The sequence below is a fragment of the Vibrio sp. 2033 genome (assembly GCF_033339735.1).
This window is the reverse complement of record NZ_JAWOVC010000001.1, coordinates 390,447-412,084: the sequence shown is the minus strand read 5'-3', so window position 1 is coordinate 412,084 and position 21,638 is coordinate 390,447. Positions and strand designations below refer to the sequence as shown.

Below are 21,638 nucleotides of genomic sequence, written 5' to 3'. Positions count from 1 at the left end.
ATCCTTACTTGAGCTTCTTCAGTTCTTCGTTGAGCATTGGCAAATCTAGCCCTTGCTCTGCTGCACATTGTTTAGCGATATCGTATCCCGCATCAGCATGACGCATGACACCAGTTGCTGGGTCGTTATGCAGCACGCGGGCAATACGTTGTGAGGCATCTTCGCTGCCGTCACAGCAGATAACCATACCTGAGTGTTGCGAGAAACCCATTCCTACGCCACCACCGTGGTGCAGTGAAACCCAAGTTGCGCCGCCCGCCGTGTTGAGTAGCGCGTTTAATAATGGCCAGTCTGATACGGCGTCAGAACCGTCCATCATACCTTCGGTTTCACGGTTCGGGCTTGCTACAGAGCCAGAGTCTAAGTGATCTCGACCAATGACAACGGGCGCTTTAAGTTCGCCATTTTTCACCATTTCGTTGAATGCTTGACCAAGACGCTCACGATCTTTAAGACCAACCCAGCAAATACGCGCAGGTAAACCTTGGAACTGGATGCGTTCGCGAGCCATATCTAGCCAGTTATGTAAGTGCGGATTATCTGGAATTAGCTCTTTTACTTTTTGGTCGGTTTTATAAATGTCCTCAGGATCGCCAGAGAGAGCAGCCCAACGGAAAGGACCGATACCTTCACAGAATAGAGGACGAATGTAGGCTGGAACGAAGCCAGGGAATTCAAATGCGTTTTCTACGCCTTCTTCCAAGGCCATCTGGCGGATGTTGTTACCGTAGTCGAGTGTTGCGGCGCCGCGATTTTGCAGCTCTAACATCGCTTGAACTTGCACAGCCATGGATTTTTTCGCTGCTTTTACGACCATTGCTTCATCTTGCAAACGCATTTCTGCTGCGTGAGACATGCTCCAGCCTTGTGGTAAATAGCCATTGAGCGGGTCGTGTGCAGACGTTTGGTCTGTTACGACGTCAGGCGTGATATTACGTTCTACCAGCTCAGAGAAAACGTCTGCTGCATTACCTAGTAGACCAACCGATACTGGTGTGTCTGACTCTTTAATGATAGCTAGCGCTTCATCTAAAGAAGTCGCTTTCTTATCGACATAGCCTGTACGTAGGCGGTAATCGATACGTGATTCATCACACTCTACTGCAATCATGGAGAAGCCCGCCATTGTACCAGCGAGAGGTTGAGCACCACCCATGCCACCAAGACCACCCGTTAGAATCCAACGGCCATTTGCGTCACCGTCAAAGTGTTTTTTTGCAACAGATACGAACGTTTCGTATGTGCCTTGTACGATACCTTGCGAGCCAATGTATATCCAGCTGCCAGCGGTCATTTGGCCGTACATCATCAAGCCTTGTTTATCTAGCTCGTTGAAGTGTTCCCAGTTTGCCCAATGCGGAACAAGGTTTGAGTTTGCGATAAGCACGCGTGGGGCATTTTTATGAGTAGGGAAAACACCAACAGGCTTGCCTGATTGAACTAAAAGCGTTTGGTCATCTTCGAGTCTTTCAAGTACTTCAACAATCTTGTCGTAACATTCCCAGTTTCGCGCTGCTCGGCCAATGCCGCCATATACAACCAGTGAATGTGGATGTTCTGCAACATCAGGATCAAGGTTGTTCATCAGCATACGAAGAGGGGCTTCGGTTAGCCAAGATTTTGCGCGCAGTTTATCTCCGTGAGGTGCACGAATTGTTCTGCTTGTATCAAGTCGTGGATCTTGTCCCTGGCGCTGTGTCATTTCAGACTCCTTTAGTTTCTCGTGATGACCAAGTACTTGCTTGGTCGTAATAATCAGTGGCATCTGGGATGCATTATGGTTTGTGCTGTTTTTCCGCCATCGCGTTGGCGATATCCCAACACAAACGGGCAGCTAATCGTGCAGTTTGACTATCGACGTCATAATTTGGGTTGTATTCGGCGATATCAGCCAGCATTAGCTTATTTTTGTAATGAAGAATTCGATCTAAAAAGGGTGCAATAGTGTCGTAACTCACTCCCCGAGCAGCTGGTGCGCTGACTCCAGGTGCGGTTGCAGCAGGGAATACATCCAGATCAATAGTCAAATAGAGGTAGTCACAGTCGTCAATAAAATGCTGAAGCTGAGTTAAGTGATAACTGTGGTTTAAGTAGCAGAGCTGATTGTCCTCTACATACCAAACATTTAGCGCATCTGCTTTTTCAAATAGCGCTTTAGTGTTGCTACTACGGCTTACACCAATACAAGCGTAATGAAAGTCCCAATCGTTACGTTGGCAAAAATGATGAATTTGGTTGAAGGGGGTGCCAGAGCTTGGTCTTATGTCGGTGAGGTTGCTCTCAAATGCGCGCAAATCGAAATGCGCATCGAAATTAATAATGCCGATTTTAGGCTTCTTCTCTGGATGGTGCGCTTTAAAATATTCCGCTAAGCCGGAAAACGAGGCCCACGCAATCTCATGCCCACCACCTAGCACGATGACTGGCGTATGGGGCAGTGCGCTTGAAATGGTTGCTGCACATAGAGCTTGGCTCTCTTCCAGTAAGTCGTCTTCACACACCACAGTACCTAAGTCATATAGTGGGGCGTCTTGGTGCCATGCTAAATTAGCGAGTGCTCGTCGGATTAAGTCTGGCGCTTTTTTCGCGCCAATGCGTCCTTTGTTTCTCGCAACGCCAGCGTCGGTAGCAAAACCGAGTAATGAGACGCCATGCGCAACGGCACGCAACTCATCTGCTTTTTGGCGTTGAACAACGTGATGAATTCGCTGACCAAGCTTGCCGTCCTCGGCATCATGACGGCCTTGCCAATGAAATAGGGGAGAGTGTAGGTCGAATTGAGACATATTATTGGCCTCCGTGTGAAATGTATTCACCATTTACTATACGACCTACCAGACGTTTTGCTCCGACTTGATAGCTTAAATCCGCAGGGCTTTCGATATCCCAGATAGAGAAGTCCGCATCAAACCCTACTTTGATTTCGCCACGTGAGTTTTGATAACCCAGAGCTTTGGCTGCATGTTGCGTTACACCACGCAGTGCTTCTTGCGGTGTAAGGCGAAATAGCGTGCACGCCATATTCAGCATGAGTGTGAGATCAGAAAATGGTGATGTACCTGGGTTGACGTCCGTAGCAATTGCCATCGGCACGTTATGCTCTCTCAACAACTCAATCGGTGGTAACTGAGTTTCTCTTAGAAAATAAAAAGCGCCAGGCAATAGAGTGGCGACGGTGTTTGATCGAGCAAGTGCTTTAACACCTTGCTCATCTAAAAACTCGATGTGATCCGCTGACAGACCGTTGTATTGCGCAGTGAGGGCTGTACCACCGAGATTAGAAAGTTGCTCAGTATGCCCTTTAACCTTTAAGCCGTGGCGTTTTGCAGCTACAAACACTTTTTCTGTTTGTTCAAGATTGAAACCAATCGATTCACAAAAAACATCGACACTCGTAGCTAATTCTTCCTTTGCGACAACAGGGATTATGTCCTGACAAATGTGCTCAATATAATCATCTGCACGACCCTGGAACTCTGGCGGAATGGCGTGAGCGGCGAGAAGTGTAGTGGTGATTTTAACTTTGCGCTCTTGTTCCAGCATTTTGGCTGCACGGAGCATTTTTACTTCATCATTCAGTGTCAATCCGTAGCCTGACTTCACTTCGACAGAAGTGACGCCGCTCGCGAGTAGCCCGTCTAAACGTGGCAACGCTAACTCAACTAATTGCGCTTCGGTTGCTGAACGCGTCGCATGCACCGTTGAAAGTATTCCACCGCCTTGTTCGGAAATTTCTTGATATGGCACGCCGTTTAAGCGCATTTCAAATTCGTTGGCACGATTGCCCGCGTAAATAAGATGAGTGTGGCAGTCGATCAAACCTGGCAGAACTAACTTGCCTTGAAGGTCGATACTCTGAGGGTAATGTTGGGCAGACAGCAGAGACTCGGTTTGCGGTGCGTCTTCACCAATGGCACAAGTACTGATCGCAACGATTTTTCCAGATTGAATACCAATGCGCGCTGGAGGCGTTGGAAGGTATCCGCATTCTCCCGATTGCATGGTAACTAGACGTGCGTTTTCAATCAGCAAATCCATGTTTCTGTCCCTGTGTTTATTTGTATCATTAAATGTATATACAAATAAATAGAGCAAAATAAGAACACTGACAAGATTGATGTTGCTAAAATGTGATCAAAACGTAGATCTAGAGGACAAATCTTGTCCTTAAATGAGCACTTTTGAGCTCAGCTTATATTTGTTACCAGGGTGATAAAGTAGGGCGGTACTGACTAACTTATCTTGGCTCCACGTTCTGCGATTCAAGAGAAGGCAAGGTTCATTGGCTTGCATTTTTAAGTCTTGCTTAATACGGCTTTCAGGCACAATTGCCTCTACAGTATGTTCTATCGCGCTGAGTGGGCAATTATCTGACAGGTATTGATTTGGAGTGATTTGTGTGAAGTCTTGATTTAAATAACTCGGGGCATATTGGCTATTCACCCAGCGGAGCTCCAATTGAATCGGCGTTTGGTCTTCATAGTGAATAATTTCACTGTAAAACACTGTCGTGCCTAGCATAACGCCGAGTTTTGTCGCAATGTTGTCATCTGCTTTTATGGCAATCTGTTTGAGCACTTTACTGCCATACTTTCGCCCTCTATCGCTGACTTCTTCGGCAATGTTTCGAATGTCTAGCAGGGGAGATTCTGACTTTTCACCAGGATCACACACGAACGTGCCTAAGCGTGGGCGACGTTGTAATCGGCCCTCATTTACTAAATCCCGAATTGCTTTGTTCACTGTCATTCTACTGACACCAAATTGCTCGGTAAGCTCAATCTCGGTGGCGATGCGATGACCAACTACCCACTCTCCAGCATCAATTTTATCCAGGATAAATTGTTTAATTTGAATGTAGAGTGGTGCAGACATAATGATCTCCCTTTATTTGACTATACAAATACTGCTTAATTTAGGTACAAATTGCAAACATTTCTCGACGAATGTACCGCTTAGTGACCGAGCAATCCTATTGCAGAGCTGAATGACTCTTGCTGCTGAGCATTATTTGGATTGATGATTGAATTCAAACATTTTCTTGTGGTCTATTGCTTGCACAGCAGAAAACAATTGTGTAAACAAACGATTATTAGAAGAAAAATCGCTAAAAAAGGAAAAGTATGTTTAAAAAATTGAAAGCATCACTGGGGATCGGCTCTGCAAAAGTAGATACCATTTTGGACGAAATGAGCGTGTTTCAAGGAGCGACGCTGAAAGGGCATGTTCATATCAAAGGCGGAGACGTCGAACAACAAATTGATGCTATTACGATTAAATTGAACACGGAAATGAAAGTCGAAGTGGATGATAGCGTAAGTTACCAAACCTTCACTATTGATCAATTGAAAGCAGTTGACCCTTTTGTGATTCAACCTAATGAAGAAAAGCAGGTTCCGTTTGAGCTAAAACTGCATGATGAAACGCCAATTACTGCGGTTAGCGCACTTAAGAATCAATGTCATGTTTGGGTCGAGACGACGTTAGATATTGATTTTGCGATTGACCCGCGTGACCGTGACTATATTGAAGTGAAACCACTACCAGTAGCATCTCGGGTTATTCAAGCGATTGAGCAAGCTGGCTTCACTATGGTTAAAGCCGATGTTGAAAAAGGCTTTTTGCGCGGTGGCTCGTTTGCCTCTCGCTCTGGTATTTATCAAGAGCTAGAGTTCCTTAACAGCGGCTTTATTTCATCAAAAGAAATTGAGCTCTCTTTTATTCTGGAAGGGCAGGTCATGCATTGTTTGGCAGAGATTGACCGTTCGCTCAGCTTGGCTGGTGACCAATATCGCTCGTTTACGTTACCGATCAATGCAACCGATGCTCAAGTCGCAGCCGCAGTTGCACCAACGCTAAATCTATAGCTCTCATCAACTTGATGAAAATATGTACCGATATCCTATTGTGAAAGCGATATCGGTACTGTTATCCATGTTTCTTGCGTTCTCTACGGCTAAAAACTCAAGCGCTGAATTTTCCATTAGATATCGATAGCCCAATACCAGTTCATTAGAGGCATCAGCAAACTCTGTGGGTCCTTCTGTTGAGCCTTGATACCAATGATATTCCAACATCAGGTGATGGTTATCTTCTAAGGCATAACGGTACCCACCTGCAATGGCAATCGTATTATGTCGATAAGGCAGATCGAGCAAGGCACGGTCATCCGAACGAAAAGTCATGCCAATCATCGAATAAAATGCATGAGCATCACTTAAGTAGCTGTAGTTTAATTGGAAGCCTTGCTCGAAACTGCTGCCTTGAAAAGTGCCGTGAGCCACATCGTTAAAATACAAACTGCCGCCAATCGATAGGCCGTGATGTTCATTTTGGAACACTTGATACTGTAAGTAAGTAGATAGGTTATTGGCCAGTGTTTGTCCTTCGAAATCATCTTCAAGCACATCATATTGCGGCATTGAAATGTAAAAACGATCTCTGTCTACTTTATCCCGCCCATTTTGTCCGATACCGAAAAGTTTATGGAAGCTTTTCGTCAGTCCATCTAAATGGTTGTCAGCGGCAAAGACCCATCGATAGTTGAGCTCCCACTGCCAACGGTTGCTGACTTGCCATTTGCTGCCTAATTCGATTTGATTGTGGTAATAATCCAGTGCGTATTCATCAGTATGAGCCCAAACACTTGCCACGGTTCCTGAACCATAGGCTTCGACAAAACCATAGGGCAGACTATGTCCTGAACGCAGTATGTTGGTGTGACTAACCACTTGCATTGGGGATTGTGCGTAAGAACGCAGCGGGCCATATAAGTCATTTGATGCGAAGGCTTGCAAAGAACATATCGAGGTGCTTAGAAGCACCATAAAGCGCGATTTGAAATAGACCATGATGAATACCTACATACAAACTACTCTATAAAACAACTATATACCTAAATCGCACGTTGAGCTCTCGCCCAGCGTGTTAGGCTTTGTATCGGTTCACACGTAATAGGGGATATTGTAATTTGTTGTGTAAGTTCATTGAGGGGCAATTCCATTCATCAGCTATGCGGTCTCTTAAAAAAAGCATGATCAGATTGTAGTGACGGGTCTGCGGTTAAGTTCTTATGACAAAACAAAATCGCGCTTTGCATTCTAAATGTGAGCTAGGTACAATCCCATTTTCGATAACGGTCCGGTATTCGTGTTACCGAGAGGCCTTTATTGACTCTCAACTATTTTCAACAAATAGCTTCTAATTTGAATAACATGTGTTGCTTGGTGTGCAACACCACTGTAAAGGACATAGCATGCCTATTATTACTCTTCCTGACGGCAGTCAGCGTCAATTTGACAACCCAGTTTCTACTATGGAAGTTGCGCAATCGATCGGTCCTGGTCTTGCAAAAGCAACTATCGCTGGTCGTGTAAACGGTAACCGCGTTGATGCGTGTGATCTAATTGAAGAAGACGCAAGCCTTGAAATCATCACAGTTAAAGATGAAGTAGACGGTCTAGAAATCGTTCGTCACTCTTGTGCTCACCTTCTTGGTCACGCTCTTAAGCAGCTTTACCCTCAAGCTAAAATGGCGATCGGTCCAACCATCGACAATGGCTTCTACTACGATATCGACTTAGACGAATCTCTAACGCAAGAAGATCTTGAAAAGATTGAAAAGCGTATGAAAGAGCTAGCGAAAACCAAGTACGAAGTGGTTAAGAAAAAAGTAAGCTGGCAGGAAGCGCGTGATACGTTTGAATCACGTGGCGAACCATACAAAGTGGAAATCCTAGACGAAAACGTATCTCGTGATGATCGTCCAGGCCTTTACCACCATGAAGAATACATCGACATGTGTCGTGGTCCTCACGTTCCTAACATGAGCTTCTGTCAACACTTCACTTTGCTGAATGTTGCAGGTGCTTACTGGCGTGGTAACAGCGACAACAAAATGCTTCAACGTATCTACGGTACGGCTTTCCACGACAAGAAAGCACTGAAAGCGCACCTAACTCGCCTAGAAGAAGCGGCGAAGCGTGATCACCGTAAGATTGGTAAGCAACTAGACCTATTCCACATGCAGCAAGAAGCACCGGGTATGGTGTTCTGGCATCACAATGGTTGGTCTATCTTCCGTGATCTAGAAGTATTCATCCGCGCTAAGCTAGATGAGTACGGTTACCAAGAAGTGAAAGGTCCACTTATGATGGACCGTGTTCTTTGGGAACGCTCAGGTCACTGGGATAAATACGCTGATGCAATGTTCACAACTTCTTCTGAGAACCGTGAATACGCAATTAAGCCAATGAACTGTCCAGGTCACGTACAGATCTTCAACCAAGGTCTAAAATCGTACCGCGACCTACCGCTACGTATGGCTGAGTTTGGCTCATGTCACCGTAACGAACCATCTGGTGCACTACACGGTATTATGCGTGTACGTGGCTTTACTCAGGATGACGCTCACATTTTCTGTACTGAGAGCCAAATTCAAGAAGAAGTAACAAACTGTATCAAGATGGTGTACGATACGTACCAAACATTTGGTTTCGACAACATCGTAGTGAAACTGTCTACTCGTCCAGAGAAACGTGTAGGTTCAGATGAAATCTGGGATCAATCTGAAGAAGCATTGAAGCAGTCTCTTGAATCGATGGATATTCCATACGAAATTCAAGAAGGCGAGGGTGCGTTCTACGGTCCTAAGATTGAATTCACACTATACGATTGTCTAGACCGTGCGTGGCAGTGTGGTACTGTCCAGCTAGACTTCAACCTACCAGGTCGCTTAGGTGCAACTTATGTAGGTGAAAACAATGAACGTCTTGTACCGGTAATGATTCACCGTGCGATTCTAGGTTCACTAGAGCGCTTCATCGGTATCCTTATCGAAGAATATGCTGGTTTCTTCCCAACTTGGTTGGCGCCAGAACAAGCAGTTCTTATGAACATTACTGATAAACAGTCAGGTTATGTTCAAGAAATAGTACAAAAACTACAAAAAAGTGGAATTAGAGCTAAAGCGGACTTGAGAAATGAGAAGATTGGCTTTAAAATCCGCGAACATACTTTGAAGCGTGTACCGTATATGCTTGTTGTTGGTGACCAAGAAATGGAAGCTGGCGAAATTGCAGTGCGTACTCGTAAAGGTAAAGATCTTGGTAAATTTAAAGTGGATGATTTTATTGCATACATCCAAGACGAGATCTCTAGCCGTAAGCTCAATCTGGAGGAATAAGCTATTAAAGGCGGAAGACGTGGCCAACAGCCGGTAAAACAAAACCCGCACCGTATCAACGGTGAAATTCGTGGTATTCGTGAAGTTCGACTAACAGGCGCTGACGGTGAATCAGTTGGTGTTGTATCGATTCAAGAAGCCATTGCAGCTGCTGAAGAAGCTGGTATGGATCTCGTTGAGATCAGTCCTAACGCCGAGCCACCTGTTTGTCGTGTGATGGACTATGGTAAGTTCCTCTTCGAGAAGAGCAAAACTGCTAAAGAGCAGAAGAAGAAGCAAAAGCAGGTCCAGATCAAGGAAGTAAAATTCCGTCCTGGAACTGATATTGGAGACTATCAGGTAAAACTACGCAACCTGACGCGTTTCCTTGAAGAAGGCAACAAAGTGAAAGTAACAATTCGCTTCCGTGGCCGAGAGATGGCACACCAAGACATCGGTGTTGACGTTCTAAATCGTCTTAAGGAAGATACTGCAGAAATTGCTGTAGTTGAATCTTTCCCTAAGAAGATTGAAGGTCGCCAGATGATCATGGTGCTAGCCCCTAAAAAGAAGTAATTAACGGCTCATCAAGTAATTAAAACCTAGCCGCTTTCCTTTATATAAAGGCATATGGCTGGGTTTTGTTCGCCCTAATTACGTTGTTTATTAAACCTACTCAATGCGGAGTTATTCATCATGCCTAAGATGAAAACCAACAAAGGTGCTGCTAAGCGTTTTAAGAAAACTGCTGGTGGTATTAAGTACAAGCACGCTACAAAACGTCACATCCTGACTAAGCGTACTACTAAGAACAAGCGTCAACTACGTCCGAATGCAATCCTTCCAAAATGTGAAGTGGCTGCAGTAATCCGTATGTTGCCATACGCTTAATTCTTTTTAGTTATCAATCGTTTAGTTTAGGAGAAGCATAATGCCTCGCGTAAAACGTGGTGTACAAGCTCGTGCACGTCATAAGAAAGTTCTAAAACAAGCTAAAGGTTACTACGGTGCGCGTTCACGTGTTTACCGCGTAGCTTTCCAAGCAGTTACTAAAGCTGGTCAATACGCTTACCGTGACCGTCGCGCTAAGAAACGTCAATTCCGTCAACTATGGATTGCACGTATCAATGCGGCATCTCGTCAAAATGGTCTATCTTACAGCCGTTTCATCAACGGTCTGAAGAAAGCATCTATCGAGATCGACCGTAAGATCCTTGCGGACATCGCAGTATTCGACAAAGCTGCATTTGCAGTTCTAGTTGAAAAAGCGAAAGCTGCTCTTTAATTAGCAGTTTAGGATTAAGAGAAGGAGAGCATTAGCTCTCCTTTTTTATTGCTAAAATTTATACCCAAATGACTTTTAGCTTGGCTATTTAGAGTATTGTTTATCAGTCTTCTCAATTTATTGGTTAGCATCTTATGTTAGTTATAAGGTAGCTTGGGTATAAATTTTTACGTTTATAAGGGATTAAAAATGATCTACACAACGACCGAAAGCATTCCTGGCAAGCAGATCTCTGAAATCAGAGGGGTTGTAACTGGTAATGTTGTTCAATCAAAGCATATTGGCCGTGACCTCATGGCGGGTATCAAGAGCATTGTTGGCGGCGAAATTCGTGGTTACACGGAAATGATGACCGACGCGCGTGATATTGCTATACAGCGCATGGTGGCGGACGCTGAATCTAAAGGTGCCGATGCAATAGTAGGGATTCGATTTACCACAAGCTCAATCGTAGATGGTTCTTCGGAAATTTTGGCATTTGGTACTGCAGTGAAACTAGCGGACTAGTCTACTTGAATAGCATTGCAAAAATGCTAATAGAGAGCGGTGAATTATTATGCATTTACCGTTCTGTTCCTTTTAGGTTAATTATTCTAGATTTTTGTAGAGAGAATAGGTTTATATTCTCAACTTTACGTTACTATTAAAATTAATCACGATGATTTAGAGTAATTGCTTCACTTTTATTTTGCATATTATTTTATATCTATAATGAAATTGAATTCATATTGAATTTTTCATTTGTTGTGTGAATTCTCTTTTCGGTATATTAATTCATGTTTTTCTTATAAAAATATGAACTTATACCTTGCCAAGCGGTTCTAAATTGTTACAAATACTATACAGCTGTAACATTGCCAAAAGGAATTGTAGATGAGAGATCTGACTCCCGAATACTTGCTAGCCGCATTACGCCAAGCGATTAAAACAAAAGGGCTAACATATCGAGAGCTATCTGAGAAAATGGGTATGCCACTATCTACCTTTAAGAGACATCTTACAAGCACGAATCTCGCTTTAGATAAGTTGCTGGAATATTGTAGAGCGGTTGATTGCACGTTAGATGAACTACAAAAGCTCGCAAATCAATTGCAAGGTGAAGACGAGGATTACTTTAGTCGCACACAGGATGAAGTATTCTTTCAATTCCCTCACCTTTACGACTTTTATCGTGAATTGAGAATGTTACGAGGTAAAGACGGCTATTCTCTTTTAAAGAAAAAGTATGACTTGTCTGAGCAGAGCATGTCCGATTACTTAAAAGCATTAGAGTTGTTGGATCTCGTTTACGTTGATGAAGATAAAAATATAACGCTGCACGGGCCTTTATATTATAGCTATGCAGAGAACTCCAAGCTCAACGACAAATATACAGAAATCATAAAAGAGCAGACGACTACCCACGATAAGTGTGTTCGCGTTGCTTTGGCGCGTATGAAAATTACCGAAGAACAGCTTTTGTTACTGGAAGATCAAGTCGCAAAGACCGTCATCGATTTTCATTCCAAAAATGTTGTAGCAGAGAACTTTAATGTCTCTGATTTTACTAATATTGTTCTACTTGCTGGGCCACATCAGCCAGTCACATTCTCTGACGGCATTATTGAGACAGAGGGGCGATTTATTGATGATATTCGTTATGCCATCGCAGCTGCAGGTGATAAGCCAAGCCTATCGATATAGATTTTGAGCCTTTTTTGAAGAGAGTTTCTGAAAGGGCGTTGCAAAAGAAAAAGCCTAAGACAGCAAATACTTTGTAAGTAGGGCATTCAGCGGTGTTTGCTCTTAATTCAGACTTAAAGTGTTTTGGGCTTATTTCGAATAATACCTGTTCAGCATCTACTTTCGTTATTTTTAACATGCTGATTTCCTTCGTTGTTCCTCCCAAAGCCTCTCTCGCTTCCTCTACAAAGAAACCATTCTCGTTGAACCAAGCATCCAGTAGCTACTTGGGTATGCATAATTGGTAGCTATTTATCTTCTAATTATAAATTCATACTTGAAATGTTTGTTTTTTGATCTATTATGACGAAGTGTCATTTATGACGGTTCGTCAACTTTGGTTGCGTTCCTGTATTAAAGAATCGTGTTACAATTATTGGGAGTGTGTTGGTATACGGATCAAAGGATTATGTTTAACTTTCGCTGTAAAAAATATAGCAAGCAAGACGGATGTCGTGTGTCTTCAGGGCTAACAAAAAAGCAACAGGCGATTGCTGATCGTGAGATAGAGCTTATTCAATTGGCTAAGTCTTTAGTTCAAGAGCAAGGCTTTGCCAACTTAACGATGGACAAGCTTACAGCGTCAAGCCCTTATTCTAAAGGGACGATCTACAATCATTTTTGCAGCAAAGAAGATGTGATTCTTGCGCTTTGTATTCATTCGCTGAAAAGCGAAGCAATATTTTTCGAACGTACCGCCAAATTTAATGGTAATACCAGAGAAAAAATCATTGCGATGCATGTAGGTTATCGTATTTACGCTCGTATGGAGCCAGTACTATCAACCTGTGCGATTGTTGCAAAGACGCCTTGGGTTCTAGAGAAGGCTTCGCCTAAACGTGTGAATGAACTGAATAACTTGGAAGAACAAGTAATAGATGGTGCTGATGCGCTAGTGAACAATGCGGTAGAATGTGGTGATCTTAAGTTTTCTCCCGCAATTGGTTCAGATGCTATTGTATTCGCCAACTGGTCTATTGCCTTCGGTTCAAACGCTTTGGCGCAAAATGCATCGAACAGTCGATGTATTCAGCGAATTCAAGACCCATTCTCCGTACTGCACAACGCGAATATGTTACTTGATGGTTTAGGTTGGTCGCCTTTATCTACAGAATGGGACTACCGTAAAACCTGGCGTCGGGTGGAGCAGGAGTTATTTAGTGAAGAGCTTGCTTATTTAGAGTCAGTGAATCGCTAATAAACTGGAAAGGCCAATCTGACGTTATGGTTGGCTTTTTTATCGCACTATTGTGACGAATCGTCATTAAATCTCGAAGGTTGGCGTTCAGCCAATGATCACGAGAAGCATAGGAAGTTACTAAAAACTAACTTATGTAGCCAAATTCATTCGATCTAAAGTTTGCATGTCGAGTTTGTCTGGTTATTTACAGCATTTGCTGTTTTTTTAGTTTTTAAATTTGACGAAACGTCACAAAGGAGAGTGTGATGCCACATCACAACGTTCAACAATACGCCCGTTCAGGATGGGGTAAGCTACCAACGAATTACAGTGTATTGGTGATGCTTGCTACCGTTTTATTGATTGTCATAGCAACTATTGGAGGAAAAAATCTTTACTTTAGAGGAGATTACGACATCTTCTTTGATGGAACAAATGAGCAGTTACTTGCGTTTGATGAAATTCAAACCACCTTTGCAAAATCTGACAGTCTTGCTTTGGTTATAGCGCCAAAGAGCGGCACTGTTTTTACTCCTAGCACATTATCTCTTATTCAGCAGATCACTGACGAGGCGTGGCAAGTTCCATACTCCACCCGCGTTGATTCCCTCGCTAACTACCAGCATACCGAAGCGTTTGAAGATGATCTTCTTGTCGAAGATTTACTGTATAGCGAATATGAATTGACACCTCAACGAATAGACAAAGTCAAAAGTATTGCGTTGAGTGAGCCGGTTTTGAAAAGTTCACTGATTTCTGAAAAAGGAGATGTCACGGTCGTAAACATTACGGTCCAACTCCCTGAAATAGATAAAACTGCTGAAGTACAAGAGGTGGTTGCTTACATAAACGGAATGATTGAGCGTTATCAGCAAGTGTACCCAGACACGGAATTCCACAAGGCTGGTATTATTGCAATGAACTACGCGTTTATGACCGCAGCCCAAGATGATAGCGCAACATTAGTGCCAACTATGTTACTAGTGATATTGGTGTTTCTGACCATCATGTTGCGCTCATTGCTTAGCGTCATCGCGACGCTCATCGTTATTATCGGCTCGGTTATGGTTACAATGGGCTTGTCAGGATGGGCTGGTATGTTCTTAAGCACGGCGACCGTTAATGTGCCTACCTTGGTGATGACGCTTGCCGTCGCAGACTGTGTACACATCATCACGACAATGCGTCAGTCTATGCAAAACGGCTTTAGTAAAGCCCACTCTATTGAGCGAAGTATTGCGCTCAATTTCATGCCTATCTTGATTACCTCCATTACCACCGCGATCGGCTTTTTAATGATGAATATGTCGGATTCTCCAATCCTGAGAGATTTCGGCAACCTATCAGCCCTTGGCGTCATGGTTGCTTGTTTCCTTTCCATCACGTTACTTCCCGCCTTGCTTAATATCCTTCCGGTTACGGTGAAGTCGGATACTTCTGATGAAAGAAAGCACTTTATGGATCATTTAGGAGATTTCGTGGTGTCAAAGCGACATGCGTTATTGCCGTTGTCGGTGCTTGTTATTGTCGCGAGTGCGAGCTTGATTCCGCTGAACAAAGTCAATGATGAATCCGTCGAGTACTTTGGCCATAGCAATGAATTTCGCCGAGCGGCTGATTTTATGGAAGAGCGAATCAGTGGCATGGCGAACATCAGTATCGCGATAAAAACTAACGAATCGCAGGGCATTGCCGATCCTAATTTTCTCAATTCCGTGGGTAAATTTACTGACTGGCTAAGGTTGCAGCCAGAAACGGACCATGTTGCGACCTTGAGCGATGTTTATAAGCGCCTAAACAAGAACATGCATGGAGATGATCAGGCTTATTACTCGCTCCCTCAAGACAGAGAATTAGCGGCTCAATATCTGCTGCTTTATGAAATGTCACTACCGTATGGTTTAGATTTGAACAACCAAATCAATGTAGATAAGTCGTCGATCAAGATGGTTCTCACCGTGGAGAACTTGGGCAGCGTCGAGCTTGTTGATTTGGAAAATCGCATTTACCAATGGTTTAACGAAAACGCGCCTCAATATGATGTTGTTGCGTCTAGTCCTTCATTGATGTTTGCGCATATTGGTGAAACGAATATGGCCAGCATGCTGTCAACCTTGCCCATTACTCTTGTCTTAATCTCTGCATTACTGATCTTTGCCTTGCGTTCGTTCAAGCTTGGCTTAATTAGTCTTGTCCCGAATATTGCTCCTGCGCTTATTGGTTTTGGTATTTGGGCGCTGGTTTCTGGCGAGATTAACTTGGGATTGTCTGTCGTTGTGACATTAACGCTTGGTGTTGTTGTCGATGACGCCGTTCACTTTCTTTCTAAATATCAACACGCTCGTAAAGATGGCCACAGTGCGGAGCAAGCGGTTCGCTACGCCTTTCGTACCGTGGGGCGCGCACTCTGGATTACGACGGTCGTGCTTGTTGCTGGTTTCTCTGTTCTGGCGATGTCGAGCTTCCGTTTAAATGCCGATATGGGACAGTTGAGTGCCATTGTCATCTTTATTGCCCTTGTTGTGGATTTCATCTTCCTACCGACTCTACTGATGTTGTTTGACAAAGGCGTCTACGACGAGGTGGACCGCCGAAACAAGCTTAAATCAACTGACTCTCAAACCACGGCTGTTACTCAGTCATAACGAATCAAAGGATTGAACATGAATTTACTAAAAAATGCCTTAAAAGTATCTGCACTTTCTGTCTCGCTTTTTATGAGTCATGCGGTGTTAGCGGATGAAGCGAAAGGATTAGAGATTGCTCAAGAGCGCAAAGCCCGTGATGAAGGGTGGGGGGATTCTGTTGCTACGATGCAAATGATTCTGCGAAACGCGCAAGGAGAAAGCAGCACACGTTTAATGCGCTTACAATCACTTGAAGTTGATGGCGATGGTGACAAAGGGCTCACGATATTTGATGAACCGAGAGATGTAAAAGGCACGGCGTTTCTCAACCATTCTCATACGGTGGGTGCCGATGACCAATGGCTTTACCTTCCTGCACTGAAACGTGTGAAACGTATTTCCTCGCGTAACAAATCAGGTCCTTTTATGGGCAGTGAATTCGCGTATGAGGATCTCAGTTCCTTTGAGATTGAAAAATACCGTTTCAACTACCTAAAAGATGACAGCATAAACGGGCAAGATGTTTTCGTCGTAGAGCAAATTCCGACCGATAAGAACTCAGGTTATACCAAGCAAACGGTGTGGTTAGATAAAGCGCATTATCGTCCACTTAAAGTTGAGTTTTACGACCGCAAAGGCTCTTTGTTAAAAACGCTTTCTTTTTCCGATTACAAGCAATATCTCAACCAATATTGGCGAGCGCACACTATGGCGATGACAAACCATCAAACAGGAAAAAGTACTGAGCTAACGACTAGCGAAATGCGTTTTAACACTGGATTACAAGACAATGACTTTCATAAGAATGTGTTGAAGCGAGTGAGGTAGTGGAGGAAAAATGAAGCGATTAAATGTTGGGTTGTTGCTTAGTGCAGCAGCCTTTTTTTACTCGATGCCTCTGACTGCCGTCGAGCTCGCAGGACAAGTCAATATTGAGCATCGTCAGTTTTTTAAAACGGGCTCTCAGGGTCAGAGCAAAGCGCAAACGTCATTGGTTTTGCAGCCAGAATTTTACTGGGAGATGCAAAATGGTGATGCAAACTTTACTTTCACACCTTTCTATCGTCTGGATGGTCTAGACGATGAGCGAAGTCATGGCGACATACGAGAGGCACTTTATCTGACTTATTGGGATGATTATGAGCTTCGAGTTGGGATTAGTAAGGTCTTTTGGGGAGTGACTGAATCAGCCCATTTAGTTGATGTAGTAAACCAAACAGATGCCATTGAAGCCGTCGATGGTGAAGATAAACTCGGTCAGCCGATGTTACATTTTACCTCTTTCAAAGACTGGGGCACCGTCCACGCAATGTTATTACCTTACTTTAGGGAGCGAACGTTTGCGGGTACAGATGGTCGCTTGCGAACCGACCCCGTTGTCTCTGATGATGCTATTTATGAATCAAGCAGAGAAGAGAAGCACGTAGATGTGGCTTTTCGATATTCGAAAATGCTTGGCGATTGGGACGTAGGCCTAAGCTATTTATATGGAACAAACCGGGATCCTTACTTTCGTTTAGAGTACGGAGAATTAAAGCCTTACTACGCTCTGATGAGTCATGTCGGTCTCGATGTGCAAGGAATTGTTGGCGATTGGTTATGGAAACTAGAAAGTGTTTATCGAGATAGCGCTGATAATCATGTCGGTCTTGTGACGGGTTTTGAGTATACCTTCGTCGGTGCATTTGACACGGTTTGGGATGTGGGGGTTATTGGTGAGTACCTCTATGACAGTCGTGGAAACAACGCACAAACTATCGGTCAAAATGATGTGTTTGCAGGTATTCGTTGGGCGCTCAATGATGAGGACGGAACGGAAGTATTGACGGGAATCACGAAGGATTTAGATAATGCTGATGTTTACAATGCTAAGTTAGAGGCGTCGAGCCGAATATCGAATCACGTTAAGTGGCAAATTGATGCTTGGTTGTTTAAAAATGAAACACCAAATGATTTGCTCTACTTCGCTAGAGATGACGATTTTATCGAGCTATCTATTCAATACTATTTCTAAAACAAAAGGGCACAACTAAACGGCAGATTAACTAAAGATGACATTTTTGACGTTTTTGTGCTCTTTTTATTCAATAACCTCTTCTTTTCGTAATTCAATTTGGCATTGGTGCCCGGTTTGGCTACTATGTACAGCTATCAAAAAACCAATCACTCCCTTATGGACACTACCTACAGGTAGATGAGGAAACGATGCAACATCTAGAAGAGATCATTGCTAGCGCGAGCACTGCAATTGAAGCTGCCGAATCGCTAGTCGCACTTGATGAAGTGCGTGTTCAGTATCTGGGTAAAAAAGGTGAGCTAACTGCTCAACTTCAAAGCCTAGGCAAACTACCACCAGAAGAACGCCGTGAAGCTGGTCAAGAGATCAACAAAGCGAAAGGCGTAGTTCAGCAAGCTATCGCAGCTCGTAAAGATGCACTACAACGTGCTGAGCTTGAAGCGAAACTAGCAGCAGAAACAATCGACGTAACACTACCAGGTCGTCGTATTGAAAACGGTGGTTTACACCCAGTAACTCGTACTGTAGAGCGTATTGAGAAGTTCTTTGGCGAACTTGGTTTTAACACCGAGGCTGGCCCAGAGATCGAAGATGCATTCCACAACTTCGATGCGCTAAACATCGCAGCTGATCACCCAGCGCGTACTGACCACGATACTTTCTTCTTCAACCCAGACTTGATGCTTCGTACTCATACGTCAGGCGTACAGATCCGTACGATGGAAAATGGTAAACCACCATTCCGTTTCATCGCACCAGGCCGTGTATACCGTAACGACTACGACCAAACGCACACGCCAATGTTCCACCAAGTGGAAGGCATGCTGGTTGATGAGAACGTAAACTTTGCTCAGCTGAAAGGCATCCTGCACGATTTCCTATGTAACTTCTTCGAAGAAGAAGTAGAAGTACGTTTCCGTCCATCTTACTTCCCATTCACTGAGCCTTCAGCTGAAGTAGACGTGAAAGGCAAAAACGGTAAATGGTTAGAAGTGCTAGGCTGCGGTATGGTTCACCCGAACGTGCTACGTAGCGTAGGTATCGATCCTGAAAAATACTCTGGTTTCGCATTCGGTATGGGTGTTGAGCGTCTAACAATGCTTCGTTACGGCGTGAACGACCTACGTGCGTTCTTCGAGAACGATCTTCGTTTCCTAAAACAGTTCAAGTAATCCAGAGGGTTCATCAACATGAAATTCAGCGAATCATGGCTTCGTGAGTGGGTAAACCCTGCGGTTACTACTGACGAGCTAACTCACCAAATTACAATGGCCGGTCTAGAGGTAGACGACGTTCTTCCTGTTGCTGGTTCTTTTACTGGCGTTAAAGTCGGTCACGTTGTTGAATGTGGTCAACATCCAGATGCAGACAAACTGCGCGTAACTAAAGTTGACGTGGGTGAAGAAGAGCTTCTAGACATTGTTTGTGGCGCACCTAACTGTCGCCAAGGTCTGAAAGTAGCAGTAGCAACAGTTGGTGCTGTTCTTCCAGGTGATTTTAAAATCAAAAAAGCGAAACTACGTGGCCAGCCATCTCACGGCATGCTTTGTTCATTCACTGAACTAGGTATCGACGTTGAGTCAGACGGTATCATGGAACTAGCAGAAGACGCAGTAGTCGGTACCGATTTCCGTGAATTCCTAGGTCTAGACGACGTAACAGTAGACGTAGACCTAACGGCAAACCGCGCTGACTGTTTCAGCATTCGTGGTCTAGCTCGTGAAGTTGGCGTACTAAACCGTGCTGACGTGACAGAGCCATTAGTAGAAGCAGTTGCCCCTTCAATCGACGATAAAGTGTCTATCGAAGTGAAAGCTCCTGCTGCGTGTCCTCGTTACCTAGGTCGTGTTATTAAGAACGTAAACGTTCAAGCTGAAACACCACTATGGATGCAAGAGAAACTGCGTCGTTGTGGTATTCGCTCTATCGACCCTGTAGTAGACATCACTAACTACGTTCTTCTAGAGCAAGGCCAACCAATGCACGCATTCGATCTAGCGAAGATCGAAGGTGGCATCGTAGTTCGTATGGCTGAGCAAGGTGAGAAGCTAACGCTTCTTGACGGCAACGAAGCAGAACTAAACGCAGATACACTAGTAGTTGCTGACCACAACAAAGCACTTGCAATCGCAGGTATCTTTGGTGGTGAAGAGTCTGGTGTAACAACTGAGACTAAAGACGTTCTACTAGAGTGTGCATTCTTTGCACCTGACCACATCCGTGGCCGCGCACGTAGCTACGGTCTTCACACTGATTCTTCAATGCGTTTCGAGCGTGGTGTGGATTACGCACTACAAGTGAGCGCAATGGAGCGTGCAACACAGCTTCTTGTTGAAATTTGTGGCGGTGAAGTAGCACCTGTTGTTGCAGTAGAGTCTGAAGCAGACTTACCTAAGCCAAACAAAGTTGCTCTACGTCGTACTAAGCTAGACAACCTGCTAGGTCACCACATTGCAGATAGCGACGTAGTAGAAATCCTAGAGCGTCTAGGTTTGACTGTTGAAGCTTCAGAAGAAGGTTGGATGGCAGTAGCGCCAACATGGCGTTTCGATATCGCTATCGAGCAAGACCTGATTGAAGAAGTTGGCCGTATCTACGGTTATGACAACATTCCTAACCAACACCCAGCAGCAGCACTTAAGATGCACAACCACGTTGAAGCGGATCTTCCACTGAAACGCGTTCGTGATCTTCTTGTTGACCGTGGTTACCACGAAGCAATTACATACAGCTTCGTTGAGCCTGAGCAACAAAAGCTAGTTGTACCTGGTGTTGAGCCTCTAGTGCTTCCAAACCCAATTTCTGCAGACATGTCAGCAATGCGTCTTGGTCTTATCCAAGGTCTGCTGAACACGGTTGTTCACAACCAGAAGCGTCAACAGCCACGCGTTCGTCTATTCGAATATGGCCTACGTTTCATCCCATGTGAATCTGCAGAAAACGGCATGCGTCAAGAGCCTATGCTTGCAGGTGTTATTGCTGGTACTCGTGGTGAAGAGCACTGGGATATCGAAACCAACACTGTTGATTTCTTCGACCTTAAGGGCGATCTAGAAGCGATTCTAGAGCTATCTGCGAACGAAAAAGCGTACTCTTTCGCTGCACTGTCACCTGAAAGCAAAAAAGCTAATCCAGCTCTTCACCCAGGTCAATCTGCGGCAATCATCGTAGACGGCAAAGAAGTAGGCGTGATCGGTACCGTTCACCCTGAGCTTGAGCGTAAGTTCGGTCTAAACGGTCGTACTATCGTATTCGAAATCGAATGGTCTGCAATCAACAGCAAAGTGATCCCAGAAGCGGTAGCACTTTCTAAATTCCCTTCAAACCGTCGTGATATCGCGGTAGTAGTGGATGAAGCTGTTGCATCTGGTGACATCGTTAACGCTTGTCTAGAGCAAGGTGGCGAGTTCCTTAAAGATGCGAAACTGTTCGACGTTTACGTAGGTAAAGGCGTTGAAGATGGTAAGAAGAGCCTAGCAATCGCTCTGACTCTACAGTCACTTGAGCGTACGCTGGAAGATGCAGATATCGCTGGTGCGGTTGACGCTATCGTTGCTCACGTTTCTGAGAAGTTTGGTGCGTCTCTGCGTGACTAATCTCGCGTAACGTATCTTCTTAAGAAATGAAAACCCTGCCAGTTTGGC

At 44.3% G+C, this 21,638-nt stretch carries 18 protein-coding genes; 13 read left to right on the top strand and 5 right to left on the bottom strand.

The window, feature by feature from the left end:
- Positions 1-4: 4 nt before the first annotated feature.
- From hutU to hutC, 4 genes are all read right to left on the bottom strand, one after another.
- Positions 5-1,702 (bottom strand): urocanate hydratase, encoded by a 1,698-nt coding sequence (hutU, locus tag R7P74_RS01860; protein WP_318122625.1) that lies wholly within the window; start codon positions 1,700-1,702, stop codon positions 5-7.
- A gap of 73 nt (positions 1,703-1,775) precedes the next feature.
- Entirely contained in the window at positions 1,776-2,786 is a 1,011-nt protein-coding gene (gene hutG / locus R7P74_RS01855; RefSeq protein ID WP_054576440.1) for a formimidoylglutamase, read from the bottom strand.
- 1 nt (position 2,787) lies between these two features.
- Complete coding sequence (hutI, locus tag R7P74_RS01850) at positions 2,788-4,038, bottom strand: imidazolonepropionase (RefSeq protein WP_318122623.1); 1,251 nt, start codon at positions 4,036-4,038, stop codon at positions 2,788-2,790.
- A 129-nt stretch (positions 4,039-4,167) separates the two neighbouring features.
- Entirely contained in the window at positions 4,168-4,875 is a 708-nt protein-coding gene (hutC, locus tag R7P74_RS01845; RefSeq protein ID WP_005385493.1) for a histidine utilization repressor, read from the bottom strand.
- A gap of 248 nt (positions 4,876-5,123) precedes the next feature.
- On the opposite strand from hutC, the gene R7P74_RS01840 reads away from it, so the two are divergent.
- Positions 5,124-5,867 carry a sporulation protein gene (locus tag R7P74_RS01840; protein WP_064376414.1) on the top strand — a complete coding sequence of 248 codons (744 nt, stop codon included), beginning with the start codon at positions 5,124-5,126 and terminating at the stop codon, positions 5,865-5,867.
- Between the two features lie 6 nt (positions 5,868-5,873).
- On the opposite strand, the gene R7P74_RS01835 is transcribed toward R7P74_RS01840, so the two are convergent.
- Positions 5,874-6,851, bottom strand: a complete 978-nt coding sequence (locus R7P74_RS01835; RefSeq protein ID WP_025766827.1) for a DUF3187 family protein — start codon at positions 6,849-6,851, stop codon at positions 5,874-5,876.
- Between the two features lie 404 nt (positions 6,852-7,255).
- Here R7P74_RS01835 and thrS point away from each other — a divergent pair, with 404 nt between their 5' ends.
- From thrS to pheT, 12 genes are all read left to right on the top strand, one after another.
- Positions 7,256-9,184, top strand: a complete 1,929-nt coding sequence (thrS, locus tag R7P74_RS01830) for a threonine--tRNA ligase (RefSeq protein ID WP_005395892.1) — start codon at positions 7,256-7,258, stop codon at positions 9,182-9,184.
- Positions 9,185-9,187: 3 nt separating this feature from the next.
- The gene (gene infC / locus R7P74_RS01825) at positions 9,188-9,739 is read left to right on the top strand and encodes a translation initiation factor IF-3 (RefSeq protein WP_080276913.1); all 552 of its coding nucleotides are present in this window, start codon (positions 9,188-9,190) and stop codon (positions 9,737-9,739) included.
- A 120-nt stretch (positions 9,740-9,859) separates the two neighbouring features.
- Complete coding sequence (gene rpmI / locus R7P74_RS01820; protein WP_005377932.1) at positions 9,860-10,054, top strand: 50S ribosomal protein L35; 195 nt, start codon at positions 9,860-9,862, stop codon at positions 10,052-10,054.
- A gap of 40 nt (positions 10,055-10,094) precedes the next feature.
- The gene (gene rplT / locus R7P74_RS01815) at positions 10,095-10,448 is read left to right on the top strand and encodes a 50S ribosomal protein L20 (RefSeq protein WP_004727974.1); all 354 of its coding nucleotides are present in this window, start codon (positions 10,095-10,097) and stop codon (positions 10,446-10,448) included.
- 189 nt (positions 10,449-10,637) lie between these two features.
- Positions 10,638-10,955 carry a heavy metal-binding domain-containing protein gene (locus R7P74_RS01810; protein WP_005377919.1) on the top strand — a complete coding sequence of 106 codons (318 nt, stop codon included), beginning with the start codon at positions 10,638-10,640 and terminating at the stop codon, positions 10,953-10,955.
- 366 nt (positions 10,956-11,321) lie between these two features.
- Entirely contained in the window at positions 11,322-12,131 is an 810-nt protein-coding gene (locus tag R7P74_RS01805; protein WP_225472798.1) for a helix-turn-helix domain-containing protein, read from the top strand.
- A 448-nt stretch (positions 12,132-12,579) separates the two neighbouring features.
- Positions 12,580-13,368, top strand: a complete 789-nt coding sequence (locus tag R7P74_RS01800; RefSeq protein WP_005377913.1) for a TetR/AcrR family transcriptional regulator — start codon at positions 12,580-12,582, stop codon at positions 13,366-13,368.
- Positions 13,369-13,616: 248 nt separating this feature from the next.
- The gene (locus R7P74_RS01795) at positions 13,617-15,995 is read left to right on the top strand and encodes an efflux RND transporter permease subunit (RefSeq protein WP_225472799.1); all 2,379 of its coding nucleotides are present in this window, start codon (positions 13,617-13,619) and stop codon (positions 15,993-15,995) included.
- 18 nt (positions 15,996-16,013) lie between these two features.
- Positions 16,014-16,805, top strand: a complete 792-nt coding sequence (locus R7P74_RS01790) for an outer membrane lipoprotein-sorting protein (RefSeq protein ID WP_005385474.1) — start codon at positions 16,014-16,016, stop codon at positions 16,803-16,805.
- Between the two features lie 10 nt (positions 16,806-16,815).
- Positions 16,816-17,991 carry a hypothetical protein gene (locus tag R7P74_RS01785; RefSeq protein ID WP_064368098.1) on the top strand — a complete coding sequence of 392 codons (1,176 nt, stop codon included), beginning with the start codon at positions 16,816-16,818 and terminating at the stop codon, positions 17,989-17,991.
- A 191-nt stretch (positions 17,992-18,182) separates the two neighbouring features.
- Complete coding sequence (gene pheS, locus R7P74_RS01780; protein WP_005385470.1) at positions 18,183-19,166, top strand: phenylalanine--tRNA ligase subunit alpha; 984 nt, start codon at positions 18,183-18,185, stop codon at positions 19,164-19,166.
- A gap of 18 nt (positions 19,167-19,184) precedes the next feature.
- A complete protein-coding gene (gene pheT, locus R7P74_RS01775; protein ID WP_225472800.1) occupies positions 19,185-21,590 on the top strand; it encodes a phenylalanine--tRNA ligase subunit beta in 2,406 nt (801 codons plus the stop codon).
- Positions 21,591-21,638 lie beyond the last annotated feature (48 nt).

Bases quoted from the DNA above. Each gene is read 5' to 3' on its own strand.
- hutU (WP_318122625.1), bottom strand. From the start codon at position 1,702: ATGACACAGCGCCAGGGACAAGATCCACGACTTGATACAAGCAGAACA.
- hutG (WP_054576440.1), bottom strand. From the start codon at position 2,786: ATGTCTCAATTCGACCTACACTCTCCCCTATTTCATTGGCAAGGCCGT.
- hutI (WP_318122623.1), bottom strand. From the start codon at position 4,038: ATGGATTTGCTGATTGAAAACGCACGTCTAGTTACCATGCAATCGGGA.
- hutC (WP_005385493.1), bottom strand. From the start codon at position 4,875: ATGTCTGCACCACTCTACATTCAAATTAAACAATTTATCCTGGATAAA.
- R7P74_RS01840 (WP_064376414.1), top strand. From the start codon at position 5,124: ATGTTTAAAAAATTGAAAGCATCACTGGGGATCGGCTCTGCAAAAGTA.
- R7P74_RS01835 (WP_025766827.1), bottom strand. From the start codon at position 6,851: ATGGTCTATTTCAAATCGCGCTTTATGGTGCTTCTAAGCACCTCGATA.
- thrS (WP_005395892.1), top strand. From the start codon at position 7,256: ATGCCTATTATTACTCTTCCTGACGGCAGTCAGCGTCAATTTGACAAC.
- rpmI (WP_005377932.1), top strand. From the start codon at position 9,860: ATGCCTAAGATGAAAACCAACAAAGGTGCTGCTAAGCGTTTTAAGAAA.
- rplT (WP_004727974.1), top strand. From the start codon at position 10,095: ATGCCTCGCGTAAAACGTGGTGTACAAGCTCGTGCACGTCATAAGAAA.
- R7P74_RS01810 (WP_005377919.1), top strand. From the start codon at position 10,638: ATGATCTACACAACGACCGAAAGCATTCCTGGCAAGCAGATCTCTGAA.
- R7P74_RS01805 (WP_225472798.1), top strand. From the start codon at position 11,322: ATGAGAGATCTGACTCCCGAATACTTGCTAGCCGCATTACGCCAAGCG.
- R7P74_RS01800 (WP_005377913.1), top strand. From the start codon at position 12,580: ATGTTTAACTTTCGCTGTAAAAAATATAGCAAGCAAGACGGATGTCGT.
- R7P74_RS01795 (WP_225472799.1), top strand. From the start codon at position 13,617: ATGCCACATCACAACGTTCAACAATACGCCCGTTCAGGATGGGGTAAG.
- R7P74_RS01790 (WP_005385474.1), top strand. From the start codon at position 16,014: ATGAATTTACTAAAAAATGCCTTAAAAGTATCTGCACTTTCTGTCTCG.
- R7P74_RS01785 (WP_064368098.1), top strand. From the start codon at position 16,816: ATGAAGCGATTAAATGTTGGGTTGTTGCTTAGTGCAGCAGCCTTTTTT.
- pheS (WP_005385470.1), top strand. From the start codon at position 18,183: ATGCAACATCTAGAAGAGATCATTGCTAGCGCGAGCACTGCAATTGAA.
- pheT (WP_225472800.1), top strand. From the start codon at position 19,185: ATGAAATTCAGCGAATCATGGCTTCGTGAGTGGGTAAACCCTGCGGTT.